Here is a 19,509-nt window from a genome sequence, read left to right on the forward strand (position 1 = left end):
TGTTACACCTGCCGCCCAGTTATCGGACGTGAGTCACGCCTCAGCGCAGGACCCGCCGCGGGATGATGAACCCGTCGCTGCGGCCCTCGAACAGGGCGACCGTCATCGCCTCGAGCGCGACCAGCGGCGCGACGTTCGCCTCGATCGCCTCGCGGCACATCGCGATCGCGTCGATCCGCCGTACGGTCTGCTCGGGGGTCGTGCGCGCCCCGAGCTGCTCGATGTTGCCGCGCAGCTCGGCGTTGATCAGCTCGCTGCCGGACCGGGTCTGCACCACCAGGACGTCCCGGTAGAGCGCCATCAGGTCCACCAGCGACCGATCCAGTACGTCGCGCTCCCAACGCTTGGCGCGCGCCTTCTGCTGGTCCTCGAGCTCCTTCAGCGCGGCGTTCGCCTCGCGCGGCTTGGCGCCCTTGGTGCCGACGCCGAGCGCCTGCTCGAGCGCGGCCCGTTCCTTCTCGTCGACCTTCTCGGCGCTGGCCTTGGCCTCCACTTTCGCCGCGTCGACGAGCTGCTGCGCCGCCTTGAGGCAGGCCCCGAGGTCACGCAGCGCGAACGGCACCTCGAGGACCTTCGTCCGCCGCTCCCGCACCTCCGGGTCCCGCGCGAGCGCCCGCGCCCGCCCGATGTGGCCCTGCGCCGCCCGCGCCGCGAACCAGGCCAGGTCCTGCTCCACCTCGAGCTTGCGGGTCAGCATCTCCGCGACCGCCGCGACCGGCGGCGTCCGCAGCACCAGCAGGCGGCACCGCGACCGGATCGTCGGTACGACGTCCTCGACCGTCGGCGCGCACAACACCCAGACGGTCCGCGGCGCGGGCTCCTCGATGCTCTTCAGCAACGCGTCCGCGGCCTGCTCGGTCAGCCGGTCCGCGTCCTCGACGACCATCACCTGCCAGCGGCCCTGCGTCGGGCTCATCGCGGCCCGCCGGACGAGTTCACGGACCTCGCTGACCCGGATCGAGAGCAGCTCGGTGCGGATCAAGGACACGTCCGGGTGCGCGCCGCTGAGCGCCGTACGGCACTCGTTGCACTCGCCGCAACCGTCGTTCGCGCACTGCAGCGCGGCCGCGAACGCGCGCCCCGCGTTCGACCGGCCGGACCCGGGCGGCCCGGTGATCAGCCACGCGTGCGTCATCCCGGCGACCGCGGAACCTGTCTCACCGCGCAGCACCGCGGCGGCGCCGGAGACAGCCTTCCGCAGTACGGCGACCGCGGGCTCCTGGCCGACGAGGTCGTCCCACACACTCATAGATCCACCTTGGGAAGCATCGGCTGGAGTCGGGCGCGGATCTGTTGCGCGATGTCCTCGCGGTCCTGGGTGGCGTCGAGGACCAGGTAGTGCTGCGGCTCGGCGGCCGCGAGCTCGAGGAACGCGTTCCGGACCCGCTCGTGGAAGTCGTCGGACTGGGCCTCGATCCGGTCCCGCTCGGTGAACCGGCCGAGGCCGCGCTTCGGCGGCAGGTCCAGCAGGATCGTGAGGTTCGGGCGGAGGTCGTTGGTCGCCCAACGGTTCACCCGCTCGACGTCGGAGAGGTCCAGGTCCCGACCGGAGCCCTGGTACGCCAGCGCGGAGTCGACGTACCGGTCGGTGATCACGACCGCGCCCGACTTGAGCGCCGGCTTGATCACCGAGTCGACGTGCTCGGCCTTGTCGGCGGCGTACAACAAGGCCTCGGCGCGGTGCGAGATGTCGCCGGTCGCCGGGTCCAGGACGATCTGCCGCAGCGTCTTGCCGAGGTCGGTCGCGCCGGGCTCGCGGGTCAGCAGCACCTGCTGGCCCTGCTCCTGCAGCCACTTCACCAGCAGCGCGGACTGCGTCGACTTCCCGGCGCCCTCGCCGCCCTCGAGCGCGATGAACAGCCCGGTCGTCGGGTAGTCGCCGCGCGTCTTGCCGAAACTCCGCCGGACGTCGCGCCAGAACGGCACGCCCGGGCGGTCGTCCATCTGCCGCCAGGCGAGCAGGCCGATCACCCCGGCCAGGATCGCGGCGGCCAGCATCGTCATCGAGGCGCCGTTGTACGTCGCCGACCGGCCGCCGACCGTCCAGGTGTGCCGGCCGATCGCGCCCGCGGCGAACGGCGCGATCGCGAGCGTGATCGCGAGCACCGTCCGGACGGCCGACTGGACGAACGCGAACGTCCGGCCGCGGACCGCGTCCGGCACCTCGAGACCGAGCAGCGTGTACCCGGACACCCAGGAGCCGCCGGCGCAGAACCCGAGCAGGATCGCGATCATCGTCGCGATCTCGATCTGCTGGATCAGCGCCAGCCCGGCCAGGCAGATCCCGGACCCGACCAGCCCGGCCGCGAACAGCCGGCGCCGGGACAGCCCGGAGAAGATCCGCGGCCCGAACCCCATCCCGAGCGCGAGACCGCCGAACACCGCGCCGAACAGCACGCCGTACCCCGGATCGCCGGCGCCCAGGTCCTCGACGTACGTCCGGCCGAGGCCGATCACGACCGCGCCCGCCGCGAACGCCCCGGAGATCCCGCCGACGAGCCCGCGGACCACCGGCGTCCCGGTGACGTAGGACCAGCCCTCGACCATGGTCCGCCACAGCGTCGGGTGTTCCTCGTGCTCGTGGATCGCGCGGCCGATCTCGGCGACCGACACGATCGCGAACGCCGAGATCGCGAACGTCGCCGCGTTCACGTACACGGCGAGGTCGATGGAGAAGTCGCCGGCCCACCGGGTCACCAGGGTGATCGCGGTGAAGATCACCGCGGCCGGGAGCGCGGTGCCGTACGTGGTGATCAGGCTCAGCTGGTTGGCCGCCTCGAGGCGGTGCCGGGGCACCAGGTTCGGCACGCTGGCGTCCTTGGCCGGGCCCCAGATCAGGCTGACGATCTCGATCAGCACGGTCGCGATCAGCAGCCAGGTCAGCGTCCCGACCAGCGGGATCGTGACGAAGAACGCGGCCCGGATCAGGTCGCCGAGGATCATCGTCCAGCGCCGGTCCAGCCGGTCCGCGATCCAGCCGGCCACCGGTCCCATCACCAGCGCGGGCAGCACCCGCAGGAACAGCACCCCGCCGATCGCGAAGTTCGCCGCCTGGTAGTCGTCGCCGGCGAACGACTTCGCCATCGCGGTCAGCGCCAGCAGCCCGATCCAGTCCCCGAGACTCGACAGCCCGAACGCGATCCACAGCCGCCGGAACGCCCGGATCCGCAACACCGCCCGCACATCGTGCGCCGGTGCAGGATCGGTCAACGGGTCATAGGCCTCCGGCACACCGCAAGCCTAGTAGGCAGCGCGGACAGCCTCGCGCAGCGCATCCAGGGCCGCCTTCAGGTCCTCGGGCGGGAGGTAGCCGAAGCCCAGGCGGAAGACCCGCGGCTCGTCGCCGAACCAGTCGCCGTCCGCGAGCCGGACGCCGAGTTCGGCCGCCGTACGCCGGAACCGCCCGAGGTCGACGTGCGGCCGCAGCCGGATCACACACAGCGCCCCGGCCGAGGGCCGAACCCACTCCACCACGTCGCTGTTTGCGCTCACCCAGTCCTGGGTGAGTTGGAGGTTCTGTTCCAGCCAGGTCCTTCGTTCGCCGAGGATCGCGTCCTCCTGCTCGAAGACCCGCACCGCCAGCGCCTCAGTCACCGGCGAGGCGGAGACAACGGTGCTGAACTTCGCCGTCGTCAACCGCTCGATCAGACCGGCGTCCATGCTGACCACCCACCCGATCCGCAGTCCGGCCGCCCCGTGGCACTTCGACAGCGACGCGACCACGACCACCCTCGGCCCGAGCCGCAGCGCCGTCTCGGCGACAGCGTCATCGCCGTACGACGCCGTCCGGTACGTCTCGTCGACCATCAGGTACGCCTCCGGGCACACCTCGGCCATCGCGTTCGCGATCTCCTGCAGGGTTTCCGGCGGCACGGCGACCCCCGACGGGTTCTGCGGCGTCGCCAGGCTCACCAGCTTCGTCGCCGGCGTCAGCTGCGCCCGGACCGCCGCCGCGGTCAGCCGATACCCGTCGTCGAAGGTCAGCGGAACGACCTTGACGGCCGCACCGACCGCATCGAACGCGTTCCGTGTCATCGGGAAGAGCGGCGCGGTCGTGACGACCTCGCCGCCCTGATCCGCCAGCAGGTACGCGAGCAGGAAGATCCCGTGCATCCCGCCGACGGTGACGATCACGTCGTCGGGCCGTACGCCGTGCCGGTCGGCGATCGCCGTCCGCAGCCGGGGGTCGCCGGCCGCGGTGCCGTAGCCGAGTTCGAGCTCGGCCAGTTCCGGGGTCAGCAGGTCGGCGAGGCGGAGCTCCGGGCCGTAGCTCTCGCCCAGTTCGTGCCGCGGCTGCTCCGCGGTCAGGGACATGATCGGGTTGCTCGGGAAGGTCGCCATACCGCCATCGTTCTGGACTTCCGCTGGCCGTTGCAGAGCCAATCCGGCAGAATTGGTTCGCAGATGAGACCAATCGAGGTGGTCGACCGATTGGGCCGCTGGTCGTCCGGCCGCGGCCCGCTGTACGTGCTGCTCGCCGCCCGGCTGCGGCAGCTGATCGACGACGGGGAACTGCCCCCGGGTGTGCTGCTGCCGCCCGATCGCGCGCTGGCCGGGGCGTTGGCGGTCGGACGTACGACGGTCGTCGCGGCGTACGACCTGCTGCGGGCCGAGGGGCGGATCACCCGCCGGCAGGGCAGCGGGACGAGGGTCGCGGGCGTCCCGTCGGACGTACCGCCCGAGGATGCGCCGGTCGACCCGATCTTCCTGGACTCGCTGGAGGCGCGCGACGACGACGTACTGCTCGCGATCTGTGCGGCACCGGGCGATCCGCCGCCGCAGCTCGCCGAGGCGTTCCAGGCCATCGCGCCGGAGCTCGGCCGGATCAGCGACGACATCGGCTACTACCCGTACGGTCACCCGGCGCTGCGGCAGGCGCTGGCGGATCGCTACACGGCGCGCGGCGTGCCGACCGGGCCGGACCAGGTGCTGGTGACGAACGGCGGTCAGCAGGCGCTTTCGCTGCTCGCCCATGCGCTGGTTTCGCCCGGAGACCAGGTGCTGGTCGAGGCGCCGACGTACCCGGGGGCGTTGGAGGTGTTCCGGGAGGAAGGCGCGGTACTGCGTGGTTTGCCGGTCGGGCTCGAGGGGCTCGCCGACGCGGTCCGGGAGCGGCGGCCGGCGCTGGCGTACGTCATCCCGACGTACCAGAATCCGACCGGTTCGGTGATGTCCGCGCTCGCGCGTCAGCGGGTCGCCGGGGTGGGGATCCCGGTGATCGAGGACGAGGTGCCGGCGGACCTGGGCTTTCCGGGCGAGGAGCTGCCGGTGCCGATGGCGGCGTACGGCGAGAACGTGATCTCGATCGGTTCACTCAGCAAGAGCATCTGGGGCGGACTGCGCATCGGCTGGATCCGCGCGGCCACTCCGCTGATCAACCGCTTGGCACGGCTGCGGGCGGTGCACGACCTGGGCGGCAACGTCCCCACGCAACTGGCGGCCGTCCACCTACTCCCGCTCCTGGACGGTCCCGACCTGCACCGCACGCTGAAGGCGCGCCACGACCACCTGCACGCGCTGCTCACCGAGGCGCTCCCCACCTGGCAGGTCCCGACGGTCACCGGCGGCCAATGCCTCTGGGTCCGCCTCCCGTACGGCGACAGCATCTCCTTCGCCCAAACCGCCCTCCGCCACGGCCTGGCCATCCTCCCCGGCACCGGCCTCGACGTAACCGGCACCAGCACCCCCTACATCCGCCTCCACTTCCGAGCCCACCCCACAGCCCTCACCGAAGCCACCCACCGCCTCAAATCCGCCTGGTCGTCCTACCACCCACCCACAACCCGCCAACACGCACGCCCGACCATCGCCATCTGAGGGCGCGCGAAGGGTTCAGGGCAGCTTGACCCTGGGCGGTTCCCGGGTCCAGCCGGCGGCCAAAGAGACTCCGGTGTCCGGGTGTGGGGCGACGAAGAGGAGGCCGTCGCCTCTGGCTTCGAGTTCGGCTGCGTAGTCGCGGTCGACCTTGTCGAGCCAGACTTCGATCAGGCCGGACACCACGTGCCGCCCCACTGACGCCACCTCGGTCGGCAGGGCGAGCTCGCGCTGGCGGCGCATGAGTCCGAGCACCCATTGCAGGGTCCACTCGGCCTCCTGCTCGGAGGGCTGCCAGCGGCGGAAGCGGAGCAGGTCCGCGTGGTCCACGAGCGGTGAGATCTCGGTGCGGGCACGGACCAGGTCGTCGTGGTCCGGGACGCTGACGACCAGCACCACCCGGCCGCCGCCGTGTTCCGTGGTCTCGGTAAGACGTGCCCGGACGTCAGGATTCCGCTCCACCCACGCCCGCACCACCGGCAGATCAGGCGACGCCGTCGCCGGTTCGTAGCGTTCCATCACCTCGACCACCTCCCACATCCAGAGAAGCACGCCCGGCGTTTTCGGGCGGCTGGCGGTGGACCGTGGGAGGCAGCCGAGCAGGTGTTGGGTGGGGGTGTGGACCGCCAGGCCATCACAATGCCGGGTTTGCGGCGTGCCCAGGCGGCCTTGCTGTCGGCTCGGGCGATTGTGATGGCCTGGCGGTTCGCGTCAGCTGCTGAAGCGGAGCGTCAGCGTGGACGGGGCCGTCTTCAGCTTGTCGCGGTCGGGGAGGGCTGGGCCGCAGGCGGCGGAGCCTACGCCGGTTTGGGCGATGTCGAGGGTTACGTGGGTGGTGTCGCCGGGGGTGAGGTCGGCGGTGTGTTTGGCGTTTTCCAGGTCGGCGGAGGTCCAGTCGCGGACCGTGAGGCCGAAGAGCTGGTCCAACGCCTCGATGCGCAGGCCGTCCAGTTGGGCCCAGCGGGTGTCGATGCGTTGTCCGTTCTCCTGCGGGCGGACGTACGGCGTCTGCAGTTCCGCGACCGTGGCGGAGTACTTGCCGACGGCCGCGGCCTCGCGCGTGTCGACGTACGCCTCGTTCGGGCCGGTGCCGAACCACTCGACCTGCTGCACCTTGGGCAGTTCGAACGTGATCCCCAACCGCGGCAGCACCTCCGGGAACAGCCCTTCCGGTACGACGCTCAACTCCAGCACGACGCCACCTTCGACAGCGGTCCAGCGCCACGTACTGCGCAGACCCCACTGCAGCGCCGGCGGCGCCGTCCGGGTGACGACCTCCCAGGCTCCGTCGCGTTCACCCTGCGACACGATCCGGTGCTGCACCCGGTGCAGCCCTTCCTCGCGCCACTTGGTCGCAACCCCCGGGATCGCGTCGTTGTCGATCGGCGCCCGCCAGACATCCAGCCGAGCGTTCCGCACCCCGGCAACGCTGATCCCTTCCATGCCGGCTTCACCGACAGCCGGCGATCCGTTCACCACGACCTGGGGGGACGCCGGCTCGTCCAGCCGGATCTGGCCCCACGCGATCCGGTGCCCGGCCTCGGCCCACGTCGTCGCCTCGGTGAGCTCGGCGGTGACCGTCACCCACGTCTCAGGCTGCGACGAATCCACCGCCGGCAGGTCGACCTTCACGGTCTCGCCCGGCGCGGTCACCGGCACCGACAGTTTCCCGGCGTCCACCCGCGAGCCCTCGGTCTCCACGACGTACGTGAAGGTCAGGTGGCCGGTGTCCAGCACCTCGTACCGGTTCGTGATCGACACCTGGTTGCCGTCAGCAACGATACGCAGCGGCTCGATCACCTTGACGTACTCGAGCATGCCCGGCGACGGCGTCCGGTCGGGGAACAGCAGCCCGTCGCAGACGAAGTTCCCGTCGTGGATCGACTCGCCGAAGTCGCCGCCGTACGCGTAGACCTCGCGCCCGTCGATCGTGGTCCGCAGCCCGTGGTCGATGAACTCCCAGATGAACCCGCCCTGGCAGCGCGGGTACTTCTCGAACACCTCGCGGTAGTCGAGCAGCCCGCCCGGCCCGTTGCCCATCGCGTGCCCGTACTCGCACAGGATGAACGGCAGGTTCCGGTACAAGGACGAGTCAGCGCCGATCTCCGCGCATCCCTCCGGCGAGGTGTACATCCGCGAGTAGATGTCGACCCACTCGGCCTCGGTGTCGCGCTCGTAGTGCACCGGCCGCGACGGGTCGAGCTCCTTCACGAGGTCGTACATGTCCTTGAGGTTCGAACCCATCCCGCACTCGTTGCCGAGCGACCAGATCACGATCGACGGGTGGTTCTTGTCCCGGTGCACGGTGCGCCGCATCCGCTCGACGAGGTCGTCGCGGAACCGCGGGTCCATCACCGGGTTCGGCAGCTTCGGCGGCTGCGGCTCGTACCCGAACCCGTGCGACTCCAGGTCGCACTCGTCGATCACGTACAGGCCGTACTCGTCGCACAGCGACAGGAAGTACGGGTGCGGCGGGTAGTGGCTGGTGCGGACCGCGTTGATCCCGGCGCGCTTCATGATCAGGACGTCGTCGAGCATGTCCTGCTCGGTGACCGCGCGCCCCCGGTCCGGGTGGAACTCGTGCCGGTTGACGCCGTTGAACAGCACCCGGTTGCCGTTGACGGTGAAGATCCCGTCGACGATCGCGACCGTGCGGAAGCCGATCCGCAGCCGCACCTCGCCGCCGGCGGTCCGCAGTACGGCGTCGTACAGCCGCGGCACCTCGGCGCTCCACGGCTCGACACCCTCGACCCGGACGTGCTCACCCGTCGGCACCTCGAGGCCGAGCTCGGCGACGACGACGGTGCCCGGTACGTCGGACTCGACCAGCAGCGTGCCCGCGCGGTCGACGTGGTCCCAGGCGGCCTTCACGAAGACGTCGGTCGGCGCGTCGGGGCGGAGCGCGAGCAGGTTGACCTCGCGGAAGATCCCGGACAGCCACCACATGTCCTGGTCCTCGACGTAGCTGCCGGCCGACCACTGGTGGACGCGCACCGCGATCCGCGCTTCCTTGCCCGGCGCAACCAACGAGGTGATGTCGAACTCGGACGCCAGCCGGGAGCCGGACGACCAGCCGACCCACTCTCCGTTCACGTACACCGCGAACCGCGAGTCCACGCCCTCGAACCGCAGCACGATCCGAGCGCCGGCGAAGTCGGCCGGCACCGTCACGGTGCGGACGTAGTCGCCGGTCGGGTTGTCGGTCGGCACGTACGGCGGCTCCAGCGGGAACGGGTACACCACGTTCGTGTACGCCGGGGCGCCGTACCCGTTCAGCTGCCAGTGGCCCGGGACCGCGATGGTGTCCCAGCCGGAGGTGTCCGGGTCCTTCAGGTCGTCGGGCGCGTCCGCCACGGTCGGGGACAGCCGGAAGCTCCAGTCCCCGCTGAGCGCCAGCCGCCCGGAGTCGTCGTCCAGCCAGGCGCGTGGGGGCAGCACGTTGGCCCCGGAACCGAAGTCCTCGACATAGTTCAGGTGATCCGTCACAGGAGCCGAGCCTAAGCCAAGCTTGTTCACGAATCCACACCGATGAACAGATATGGACAGATGTGACCGCAGTGGGCCGGTCGGCTACTGGCAGTCCTTGCAGACCCCGACCAGCGCGACCTGCTCGGGCGCCAGGTGGAAGCCGAGCTCGCGGGCGACCTTCTTGCGGGCGGACTCGAGGATGTCGCCCGGGGCGTCGTACACCGTGCCGCACTCCGAGCAGCGCAGGTGCAGGTGCCGCGGCGCGAGGTCGCCGGCCAGGTGGTACGTCGTACCGGCCCGGCCGAGGTGCACGTGCGTGACCAGGCCGAACTCGCCCAGCGCGTCGAGCGCGCGGTAGACGGTCGCGCGGTGGATGCCCGGGCGCAGCTGCTCGGCGCGCTCGCCGATCTGCTCGGCGCTCAGGTGCTCCTCGGTGCTCGCCAGCACCTCGACCACCGCGAGCCGGGCCGGGGTCACCCGCTCACCCCGCTCCCGCAACCGCTGCGCACTGACCTCGACCGCACTCGTCATGGGCGCCGCCTCTCAGGACTTCTTGGCCGCGGTCTTCTTCGTGGCCGTCTTCTTGGCGGCGGTCTTCTTGGCCGTCGTCTTCTTCGTGGCCGTCGTCTTCTTGGCGGCGGTCTTCTTGGTCGCTGTCTTCTTCGCGGCCTTCTTGGCGGTCTTCTTCACCGGGCCGCGGGCGCGCTTTTCCGCCAGCAGCTCGGCCGCGCGGAGCAGCGAGATGGTCTCCACCGAGTCGTCCTTGCGGAGCGTCGCGTTCGTCTCCCCGTCGGTGACGTACGGGCCGAAGCGGCCCTCCTTCACCACCACCGGCTTCTTGGACTCCGGGTCCTCACCCAGCTCCTTGAGCGGCGGCGCGGCGGCCCGCCGGCCACGCTGCTTCGGCTCCGAGTAGATCTTCAGAGCCTCCTCGAGCGTGATCTCGAACATCTGCTCCTCGGTCGACAGCGACCGCGAGTCCGTGCCCTTCTTCAGGTACGGCCCGTAGCGCCCGTTCTGCGCGGTGATCTCGTCGCCCGTCGCCGGGTCGACGCCGACGACCCGCGGCAGCGACAGCAGCTTCATCGCGTCGTCGAGCCCGATCGAGTCCAGCGTCATCGACTTCAGCAGCGACCCGGTCCGCGGTTTGGCGCCCTTGGGCGCGTCCTCCGGCAGGACCTCGGTCACGTACGGCCCGAAGCGGCCCGCCTTCGCGACCACCTTCAGCCCGGTGTCGGGCGCCGTACCGAGCTCGTGCTCCACGCCCGACGGCTGCGCCAGCAGCTCCTGCGCCTTGTCGACGGTCAGCTCGTCCGGCGGCAGGTCCTCGGGCACGTTCGCGCGCCGCTCGTCCTTGTCCTCGACGTACGGCCCGTAGCGACCGACGCGCACGACGACGCCGCTGTCGTCCCCGCCGACCGGGAACGTCGACATCTCCCGGGCGTCGATGTCGCCCAGGTCGTTCACCATCGAGTGCAGGCCCTCGAGCGAGTCGTCACCGAAGTAGAACCGGGACAGCACGCCCTCGCGCTCCAGGTCGCCGGCCGCGACCTCGTCGAGCACGTCCTCCATCGTCGCGGTGAACGCGTAGTCCACCAGCCGGGTGAAGTGCTCCTCGAGCAGCCGGACCACGGCGAACGCCAGCCAGGCCGGCACCAGCGCCTGGCCCTTCTTGTAGATGTACTTGCGGGCCTGGATCGTGCCGATGATCGAGGCGTACGTCGACGGCCGCCCGATCTCGCGCTCTTCCAGCTCCCGGATCAGCGTCGCTTCCGTGTACCGCGCCGGCGGCTTCGTCTCGTGGCCCGACGCGAGCACCTCGAGCGCGGGCAGGACGTCGCCCTCCTCGACGTTCGGCAGCCGGGTCTCCTGGTCGTCGGTGCCCGCAGACGGGTCGTCCGCGCCCTCGACGTACGCCTTGAGGAACCCGTGGAACGTGATCACCCGGCCGGACGAGGTGAACTCGCACTGCTCGCCGGTGGACGCGGTCGCGTCGATCTTGATCGAGACGCTGCGGCCCTCGGCGTCCTTCATCTGGGACGCGATCGTCCGCATCCAGATCAGCTCGTAGAGCCGGAACTCGGCACCGCTCAGACCGGTCTGCGCCGGGGTCTGGAAGACCTCGCCGGCCGGCCGGATCGCCTCGTGCGCCTCCTGTGCGTTCTTCACCTTGGAGGTGTAGACGCGGGGCTTGTCCGGCAGGTACGACGCGCCGTACAGCTCCCGAACCTGCGCCCGGGCCGCGGTGATCGCGGTGTCCGACAGCGTGACGCTGTCGGTACGCATATAGGTGATGTTGCCGTTCTCGTACAGCCGCTGGGCGACCTGCATGGTCTGCGACGCGGACATGCCGAGCTTGCGGCCGGCCTCCTGCTGCAGCGTGGTGGTCCGGAACGGCGCGTACGGCTTGCGGGTGTACGGCTTGGACTCGATCGAGCGGACCGTGAACTGCGAGTCGCGCAGCGCGGCGGCCAGCGCGGTCGCGGTCTCCTCGTTCAGGTGGACCGTGTTCGCACCCTTGAGTTCACCGGTCGCGCTGAAGTCGCGGCCCTGCGCCACCCGCTTGCTGTCCACCGAGACCAGGCGGGAGGGGAATTGCCGCGGCGTCCGGCTCTCGCCGGCGTCCAGGGTGGCGTCGAGATCCCAGTACGACGCGCTGCGGAACGCGATCCGCTCGCGCTCGCGGTCGACCACCATCCGGATCGCGACCGACTGGACCCGGCCCGCCGACAGCTTCGGCATGACCTTCTTCCAGAGCACCGGGGACACCTCGTACCCGTACAGCCGGTCGAGGATCCGGCGCGCCTCCTGGGCGTCGACCAGGGCCTCGTCGATGTCGCGGGCGTTGCCGACCGCGTCCTGGATCGCCTTCGGCGTGATCTCGTGGAACACCATCCGGCGGACCGGGACCTTCGGCTTCAGCTCCTCGAGCAGGTGCCAGGCGATCGCCTCGCCCTCGCGGTCCTCATCTGTCGCCAGGAACAGCTCGTCGGCGCCCTTGAGCAGGTCCTTGAGCTTGCGGATCTGGGCCTTCTTGTCGGCGGGCACGACGTACAGCGGGTCGAAGTGGTCCTCGACGTTGACGCCGAGCCGGGCCCACGGCAGGCCCTTGTACTTCGCCGGGATCTCGTCCGCCCCGCTCGGCAGGTCGCGGATGTGGCCGAAGCTGGACTCCACCACGTACCCGGACCCGAGGAAACCGGCGATCATCCGCGCCTTCTTCGGCGACTCGACGATCACCAGACGGGTCCCCGCGGCTGTCTTCGTCCCTGCTGCCCCTGCCACTGCGCTCCCTACTCTCGTCCTGCCGACAACGCCCTGCATCCGGCGTCTGTTCCCCCGAGCACAGACCGACCCTGCCCGAGGACAGGGTACGGCCGACGGCAACGCATTTCTTCAACGCACGGTAACCGGTGACGGCCGCTGTATGCCTCTCAGGGTTCCAGAAAGTGGCGAACGCCCCACCGTCACGGCGCGTCGTCACCCCGCCACAGTGTGCCTCGGACGACTTCTAGGAGGGTACGCCGTCTCAGCGGGCGAAGCGCACTTCCGGGAATTTCGTGGACTCGCCGCGCAGCAGCGTGGAGGGGCGGCGACGGAGCGTCAGGTCGAAGAACGCGGCGAGGTACTCGCGCTGGGCGAGCACGCTGCGGGCCGGTTTCGCGCTGCCGACGAGAGCCGCGACGGCCGAGGTGACGATCGGGTCGTCGCCGTAGATGTCGTGGAAGAGCTGGGAGAAGACGAACTGGTAGTCGGTGAACGCCTTCTGCTTGGTGTGCGTGAGCGTCAGGTTGAGCTTCGCGCCGCGCTGCGCCTGCCAGAACGCGGCCCAGGACTTGTCGTAGTACTCCTTGGCCGGGTCGGTGCGCTGGGTCTCGCCGGAGCCGAACAGCAGGAACGGCCGGTCCAGCCCGCGCTCCGCGACCTCGCCGAGCGGCCCCTCGGCGCGGTCGTCCTGGAGGGTGCCGTCGAGGTCGGCGCCGGCCAGGATCCGGCGGTCCTCGAGCATCGTGGTCGCGGTCGCGTAGCCGCCGAGCGCGAAGCCGAACATGCCGACCTTGCGCAGGTCCAAGCTGTTCGCGAGCCCGTCCGGAAGGTCCTTGCCGTCGGCATCGACGTTCTCGCCGGCGGCCAGGCGCTCGAGCTGGTCCAGGACGAAGCGGGCGTCCGCGGTCCGGGCCTCGACGGCCTTCCGGATGTCGCCCGGGGTCGGCGGCTCCGCGTGCGTCGCGCCCGGCAGGAACCGGCCGCCCGGGTACTCGACCGGCGTCTCGTGCGGGTGGTCCATGGTCACGACGACGTACCCGCGGCTCGCGAGGTCCTCCACCTGCGCGGTGTTCACGAACCGGCTGTACTGATAGCCGGGCGAGAACAGTACGACGGGATGCCGCAGCCGCTGGACCGGTACGTCGACCCGCGCGTGCGTCTCGGTGTTCGCGAAGTCGAACGAGCCGGGTGGGAGCGCCAGCCCGTACTCACCCGTCCAGACGGCGTCCACCTCTTTCGCCGTCCGCTCCGGCATGTACTTCGCGAACGGCGCCGTACCCGCCAGCGACGCCGGGTACCACAGACTGACCATCAACTCCCGCTGCCCACCAGGCATACTCGGATCCGGCCGCCCCCGGTCGACCAGGTGCAGCGCGGTCACCCCCAGCGACTTCCGCCCCGTCGGCTCCGGCACCCGAAACCGCACCGGATGAAAGTCCGGCTCTCCCTGTACTCCCAGCTGGTCCGGATCGAACGGAACGGCCTGCGCCCGGTCAGGCAGGGCAAGCGTCGCCGCGAGACCGACGGTCAGACCCGCCCCCAGCACGCGACGCCTGGTGAGGATGCGGCTGGTGGGGCTGGTGGGACGCGAGTTCGCCATGCGACTCATCGTCATCGTGGAGTTTCACTCCGTGATAGCGACACCGTCTCAACTTCATGAAGCCGACCTGATGACAACCGCCGCTCCGTGCGCTTCACTGTGCACACCATTGTTCATTGATGCACGAAGTGAGGCAGTGATGAGCATCTTTGTCCGCATGAAACGTTCAGTAGTCGCCATCGCCCTCCTAGCAGGCGCCCTCGTCCACACCACCGCCCCCGCGCGCGCCGCCGGCACCACGCTCGGTGACGTCACCGCCTTCGCCGCCGACGGATCGACGTACACGATCACCGCCGGCCAGGCCAAGGTCCGCGTCGGGTTCCTGAAGGACGACGTGTTCCGCCTCTGGATGGCGCCCGACGGCAACTTCACCGATCCGGCGAGCACCGGCGAGGGCTCGACCATCGTCACCAAGACCGACTACGGGACCCCGCGGACGACCTGGCGGGACCGCGGCTCCTACTACTCGCTCTCCACCGGCAAGATCGAGGTCCGCGCCCAGAAGCACCCGCTGAAGTTCTCCCTCTACCGCTCGAACGGCCAGCTCGTCTGGTCCGAGACCGCCCCGCTCTCGTGGACCGACACCGCCACGACGCAGACGCTCGGCCGCGGCGCGACCGAGCAGTTCTTCGGCGGCGGCATGCAGAACGGCCGCTTCTCGCACCGCGACCAGACCATCAGGATCACCCGGGACTTCAACTGGGAGGACGGCGGCAACCCGAACGCCTCGCCGTACTACATGAGCACGGCCGGGTACGGCGTACTCCGCAACACGTTCACGCCGGGCAGCTACAGCTTCACGAGCCCCGCGACCACGACGCACGACGAGAAACGCTTCGACGCGTACTACTTCGTCGGCGACCTCAAGACCTCGCTCGACCGCTACACCGAGCTCACCGGCCGGCCGTTCATGCCGCCGATCTACGGGCTCGAGTACGGCGACTCGGACTGCTACAACCGCGGGCACTACGCGACTGACCCGGATCCCGGCAACGACTGGAAGGTGCACCCGGACAAGGTCACGACGCTGGACGCGGTCAAGGTCGCGCAGCGGTTCAAGGACGAGGACATGCCCGGCGGCTGGATGCTCGTCAACGACGACTACGGCTGCGGGTACTCCGCCAACACCGAGTCCGAGCAGGTCGAGGGCACCTGGTGGGGCAAGCGCGACATCCCCGCGCTGAAGCAGGCCGGTGACGAACTGCGCGCCCGGAACATCCAGATGGGCCTGTGGACGCAGTCCTCGCTGGACCGGCAGCCCGCCGAGGTCGGCGAGGCCGGAGTCCGGGTGCGGAAGCTGGACGTGGCGTGGGTCGGTCCGGGGTACCGGCACGCGCTGACCGCCTGCGACACGGCGCACGGCGGCATCGAGCAGTACAGCAACGCCCGCGGGTTCGCGTGGATGGTCGAGGGCTGGGCCGGCGCGCAGCGGTGCGCGGTGCAGTGGACGGGCGACCACAGCGGTTCGCTGGACGCGATCAAGTGGCAGATCCCGGCGATCACCGGCTCCGGCAACTCGGGGATCGCCTACAGCGCGGGCGACGTGGACGGCATCTTCGGCGGCTCCGCGACGTCGTACGTCCGGGACCTGCAGTGGAAGGTGTTCAACCCCGCGTTCATGACGATGTCGGGCTGGGCCACCCCGGCGTACAAGCAGCCCTGGGCGTACGGCGACCCGTACACCTCGATCAACCGCAAGTACCTCAAGCTCCGCGAGCGGCTGCTGCCGTACTTCTACACGTACGCCGCCGAGGCGCACCGCACCGGCGCACCGCTGAACCGGTCGCTGGTGCTGGAGTACCCGGACGACCCTCGCACCTGGGACGACACGACCAAGTACGAGTTCCTGGCCGGCAAGGAGTTCCTGGTCGCCCCGATGTACGGCGCGGACGCGGTGAAGAACGGGATCTACCTGCCCGCCGGGCGCTGGATCGACTACTGGACCGGCCGGGTGTACCAGGGGCCGACGACCGTCAACGGGTACCACGCGCCGCTCGACACGCTGCCGCTGTTCGTCAAAGCGGGCGCGGTCGTGCCGATGTGGAAGGCGGGGATCAACACCGCCGCCGAGCAGGGCTTCGGCGACCGGCTGACCGTCGACGTCTACCCGTCGGGCAAGTCGTCGTTCGCGCTCTACGAGGACGACCGGCTGACCCGGTCGAAGGACTCCGCGACGCAGCTGTTCGCGGTCGACGCGCCGACGCAGGGCCGCGGCGACGTCACCGTGAACATCGGGCGGCTGAACGGTTCGTACGCCGGGAAGCCCGCCGCGCGGCCGTACGAGCTCACGGTCCACACGGACAGCCCACCGCACGCCGTCACGATCGACGGGAAGCCGACGCAGTGGACCTACGACAAGGGTGTGGTCCGAGTGCAGACTGCCTCGATCCCGACCTCCCGCAGCGCGGTCGTCCAGCTCTTCGGGACATCCGCCGTCGGTGGACCCGACGTGACGAACACGCTCGGGACGCCCGAGCTCAGCACGCCGTCGCTGTGGAACGCCCCGGGTCAGGCCACCGAGGTGACCGCGTCGTTCCGCAACGGCACCGGTACAACGGTGCGCGACGTCCGGCTGAACGTCGCCGTACCGGCCGGGTGGAACGTGGCGGGCCCGAACACCTTCGCCTCGGTCGCTCCCGGGCAGACCGTCACCACCAAGCTGCAAGTGACACCGGGCGCCGACGTGAAACCGGCGACGTTCACGCTGACGCTCACCGCGAGCTACGTTGCTCAAGGCAACAGCTATGCAAACACCGCCGCGGCGACGGCGCAGTTGCCGTACGGCTCGCTGTCGCAGGCCGCGAACGTGGTCGGGATCAGCGACGCGTCGACGTACAAGCAAGGCAACTTCGACGGGTCCGGCAACAGCTTCCACGGTGAGGCGCTCGCGGCCGCCGGGTACACGCCGGGCGCGACGGTGTCGGTGCAGGGCGCGAACTTCACTTGGCCGACCGGAGCGCCCGGTACGCCGAACCTCGTGAAGAACCAGTCCGCGCCGATCCTGGTGTCGGGCACCGGGTCGCATCTCGCGCTGCTCGGCGCCGGCGCGAGCCTGAACGCCCGGGGTGCGGTGACGATCATCTACACCGACGGGTCGACCTCGCAGGGCACGTTCCAACTGCCGAACTGGTGCTGCCAGGATCCGACCACGGGCGGCGCGAAGCTCGTGGTGGCCGTGAAGGGCCGGTACACGGCGGCCGGGTTGAGCAACACGACCACGGACTACCGGGTGTTCTACACCGCCGTACCGCTGGATCCCGGGAAGACCGTGAAGGCGATCAAGCTGCCCGGTGGCGGGCTCGGATTCTTCGCCGCCACGATCGCCGACAAGCCGTTGCCACCGGCACCGACCGGCGAGAAGTGGGTCAGTGACCTGGAGTTCCTCGACTCCACGAACGGCTGGGGCCCGGTGGAACGCGACCGCAGCAACGGCGAGGACGCAGCCGGCGACGGCGCCCCGATCACCCTCGACGGCGTCCAGTACGCGAAGGGCCTGGGCGCCCATGCCCCGTCCTCGGTCTCGGTGCGCCTGGGCGGCAACTGCACCACGTTCACCAGCAAACTGGGCATCGACGACGAGGTCCAGGACCGCGGCAAGGTCACATTCAAGGTGGTGACCGACGGCACCACCAAATACACCTCCGACCAACTGACAGGCACGTCCCCCACCGCCTCCACCACCGTCGACGTCACCGGAGCCCAAACCCTCACCCTCCAGGTAACCGACGGAGGCGACGGCATAACCAGCGACCACGCCGACTGGGCCGAAGCCAAACTCATCTGCAACCCGTAGCACCCCGCTGATCGGGACAACCCTCCAGTTGAGGGGGCAGCGTCTCAACTGGAGGGTTGCCCACTGAGAATTTCAGGGGGCAACCCTCCAGTCCGGTGGGCAAGGGCGGTGGGAGGATGGGGGGATGCGGGAGTTGACGGGGAGTGTGGTGGCGGGGTTGCGGGCCGCGTTCGGTGCGGCCGGGTACACCGTGGAAGGGGTTGCGCGGCGGCTTGGGGAGCGGGCTAATTCGGCGTTGGGGCGGAACGAGACTGCTCCGGCGGTACGGCGTACTTCGTCGGGGGACGCGCTCGACACGATGATCCGGTTGTTCCTGTTGCAGCGGGCGGTGCCGGAAAACGTGGTATGTAAGGCGTTTCCGGGGGTGGATCTTGTTGCTCTGGGCATCGTCACGGCCAGCGCGGACGACGTACGCGCGGTGGTTGACATCCGGCCGTACGCGGAGGATGAGCGGGAGTGGTGGGTTGTTGCGGATCTGACGCCGGGGCTCGACGGGCGGCGGGAGGTGATGCGGGCGGATTATGTGTTGGGGATCGCGCCGGCGAGCTTGAGCCTCGTGCAGCTGACCGTGCCGGTCAAGGTTGAGCGGGCGCTCGACATCGGTACCGGGTGCGGCATTCAGTCGCTGCATCTCGCGGGGCGCGCCAACCAGGTGACGGCCACCGACGTCAACCCGCGCGCCCTGCAGCTCGCCCGGTGGACGGCCGCGCTCAACGGCGTCGAGCTCGACTTCCGCGACGGCAGCTTGTACGAGCCCGTCCGCGGCGAACGTTTCGACCTGATCGTCAGCAATCCGCCGTACGTGATCTCCCCGCCGGGCGGCGACCTCACCTACCGCGAGACCGAGTTCACCGGCGACGGCGTCGTCGAGCAGCTCGTCCGGCAGGCACCCGCGCACCTCACCGACGGCGGCTGGTGCCAGCTGCTCGCCAACTGGACCTGCGTACGCGGCCAGGACTGGCAGGAGCGCATCGCCGGCTGGACCGCGGACCGGTCCGCGTGGGCCGTCCAGCGCGAGCAGCTCGACACCACGGAGTACGTCGAACTCTGGCTCCGCGACGCCGGCCTCCACGGCACGTCGCAGTACACCAGCCGGTACGACAAGTGGATGCGGTACCTCGACGACCACGACGTCGAGGCGATCGGCATGGGCTGGATCACGCTGCACAACGTCGAGGGGACGCTCGACGCCGAGGCCTGGCCGTACGAGATCGAGCGCCCGATCGGACCGCACGTCCTGCACCGGTTCGAGCGCAAGGAAGGGCTCCCGACCGACCTGACCGCGCTGCACCTGCGCGTCGCCGAGGACGTCATCCAGGAGACCACTGGTCAGCCAGGCGCGGAGGACCCGGCCACCATCGTGCTCCGCCGCCAGCGCGGCATGCGGCGCGCCGAGCAGGTCGACACCGTCCTCGCCGGTTTCGTCGGCGCCTGCGACGACGACCTGAGCACCGGACGGATCCTCGCCGCCCTCGCCGACCTGATGGACCGCCCGGTCGTCGACGTCCTCTCGGAGTACCTGCCGCAGATCAGAAACCTCGTCGTAGAAGGCTTCCTGGACTACTGA

Annotated in this window: 11 protein-coding genes; 3 read left to right on the forward strand and 8 right to left on the reverse strand. The window is 70.1% G+C overall.

All coding sequences use genetic code 11. The annotated features are described in order from the left end of the window. Positions 1-40: 40 nt before the first annotated feature. Genes ABN611_RS09135 through ABN611_RS09145 form a run of 3 tightly spaced genes read right to left on the reverse strand, consistent with a single transcriptional unit; the run spans position 41 to position 4,341 of the window. Positions 41-1,249: a DNA polymerase III subunit delta' gene (locus ABN611_RS09135; RefSeq protein ID WP_350279373.1), complete on the reverse strand. Its 1,209-nt coding sequence runs from the start codon at positions 1,247-1,249 to the stop codon at positions 41-43. Then, on the reverse strand, positions 1,246-3,231 hold the full coding sequence (tmk, locus tag ABN611_RS09140; protein WP_350279374.1) for a dTMP kinase: 1,986 nt from the start codon (positions 3,229-3,231) through the stop codon (positions 1,246-1,248). Before tmk ends, ABN611_RS09135 begins: the two co-directional genes overlap by 4 nt. A 9-nt stretch (positions 3,232-3,240) precedes the next feature. Beyond that, positions 3,241-4,341 carry a pyridoxal phosphate-dependent aminotransferase gene (locus ABN611_RS09145; protein ID WP_350279375.1) on the reverse strand — a complete coding sequence of 367 codons (1,101 nt, stop codon included), beginning with the start codon at positions 4,339-4,341 and terminating at the stop codon, positions 3,241-3,243. A 63-nt stretch (positions 4,342-4,404) separates the two neighbouring features. On the opposite strand from ABN611_RS09145, the gene ABN611_RS09150 reads away from it, so the two are divergent. Next, positions 4,405-5,817 (forward strand): PLP-dependent aminotransferase family protein, encoded by a 1,413-nt coding sequence (locus tag ABN611_RS09150; RefSeq protein WP_350279376.1) that lies wholly within the window; start codon positions 4,405-4,407, stop codon positions 5,815-5,817. Positions 5,818-5,832: 15 nt separating this feature from the next. Here ABN611_RS09150 and ABN611_RS09155 read toward each other — a convergent pair whose 3' ends face one another. From ABN611_RS09155 to ABN611_RS09175, 5 genes are all read right to left on the reverse strand, one after another. Further along, positions 5,833-6,333, reverse strand: a complete 501-nt coding sequence (locus ABN611_RS09155; RefSeq protein ID WP_350279377.1) for a hypothetical protein — start codon at positions 6,331-6,333, stop codon at positions 5,833-5,835. A 192-nt stretch (positions 6,334-6,525) separates the two neighbouring features. Then, positions 6,526-9,300 (reverse strand): glycoside hydrolase family 2 TIM barrel-domain containing protein, encoded by a 2,775-nt coding sequence (locus ABN611_RS09160; RefSeq protein WP_350279378.1) that lies wholly within the window; start codon positions 9,298-9,300, stop codon positions 6,526-6,528. A gap of 84 nt (positions 9,301-9,384) precedes the next feature. Then, positions 9,385-9,813 (reverse strand): Fur family transcriptional regulator, encoded by a 429-nt coding sequence (locus ABN611_RS09165; protein ID WP_350279379.1) that lies wholly within the window; start codon positions 9,811-9,813, stop codon positions 9,385-9,387. A 12-nt stretch (positions 9,814-9,825) separates the two neighbouring features. Next, positions 9,826-12,492 carry a type I DNA topoisomerase gene (gene topA / locus ABN611_RS09170; RefSeq protein WP_350281615.1) on the reverse strand — a complete coding sequence of 889 codons (2,667 nt, stop codon included), beginning with the start codon at positions 12,490-12,492 and terminating at the stop codon, positions 9,826-9,828. Positions 12,493-12,811: 319 nt separating this feature from the next. Continuing rightward, the gene (locus ABN611_RS09175) at positions 12,812-14,149 is read right to left on the reverse strand and encodes an alpha/beta hydrolase (protein WP_350279380.1); all 1,338 of its coding nucleotides are present in this window, start codon (positions 14,147-14,149) and stop codon (positions 12,812-12,814) included. A 157-nt stretch (positions 14,150-14,306) separates the two neighbouring features. Between ABN611_RS09175 and ABN611_RS09180 the strand changes: the two genes are divergently transcribed. Then, positions 14,307-17,942 carry an NPCBM/NEW2 domain-containing protein gene (locus ABN611_RS09180; RefSeq protein WP_350279381.1) on the forward strand — a complete coding sequence of 1,212 codons (3,636 nt, stop codon included), beginning with the start codon at positions 14,307-14,309 and terminating at the stop codon, positions 17,940-17,942. Positions 17,943-18,066: 124 nt separating this feature from the next. Beyond that, complete coding sequence (locus ABN611_RS09185) at positions 18,067-19,509, forward strand: class I SAM-dependent methyltransferase (RefSeq protein ID WP_350279382.1); 1,443 nt, start codon at positions 18,067-18,069, stop codon at positions 19,507-19,509.

The sequence above is a fragment of the Kribbella sp. HUAS MG21 genome (assembly GCF_040254265.1).
In the GTDB taxonomy this organism is placed as follows: domain Bacteria; phylum Actinomycetota; class Actinomycetes; order Propionibacteriales; family Kribbellaceae; genus Kribbella.